The organism is Polaromonas sp. P1_G2, from assembly GCF_056405515.1.
Map to the genome: position 1 here is coordinate 1 of NZ_JBFUBY010000785.1, position 561 is coordinate 561.

1 protein-coding gene is annotated in these 561 nt (G+C 50.3%); it reads left to right on the forward strand.

Features of this window, described 5'->3' with window-relative positions; all coding sequences use genetic code 11:
• Positions 1–68: 68 nt before the first annotated feature.
• A partial coding sequence (locus AC1D0P_RS27580) for a hypothetical protein (protein ID WP_477679640.1) occupies positions 69–561 on the forward strand: 493 nt, incomplete at its 3' end.

The following is a 561-nucleotide window of genomic DNA, read 5'->3' on the forward strand; positions in this document are numbered from 1 at the left end:
AACTTAAACATAGCCGTCATCTAAAGGGCCGGAAATTTCAGAAGCGAGATGGAACGGAGAGGCGGGAAATGTCCGCCATTCGTAGAGCTCTCAGAGTTCAGGGCGGATCGGACAAATACTCAACCATGCTCTACGCATCGAGCATGCTAAATCAGACAGTGATACCTTCGCTCGTCGATCAACTCCACCTTGAGCCCGCCGGGCATTGGCAAGCTGCGTTGCGTGCGACATTGGCCCCAAATGTATCTATTGCGATAGCGATTTACCTCAACGAATATGAGTGGAAATCGCTTGGTGAACGGCTGATGGGCGAGAACGCGAGCGAAGATGATATTTATTGGGCCGCTTGGCTGATTTTGGTTGATGTTTGGATGATTGCCGAGTTCCCTGGGCATTCTTGTGACGAGACACTGGAAGCTGTCTTCACAGCTGCGGCTAAACATGGGTCCGTTGCAGTGGATTTTGCGCTCCACTTTAGGCGGATGTCGAGGGGAATACAAAATTCGGACGAAGAACTAATTCGTTTTGCAGCCGAAAACTCTAACGTGCAAAGTATGCTCC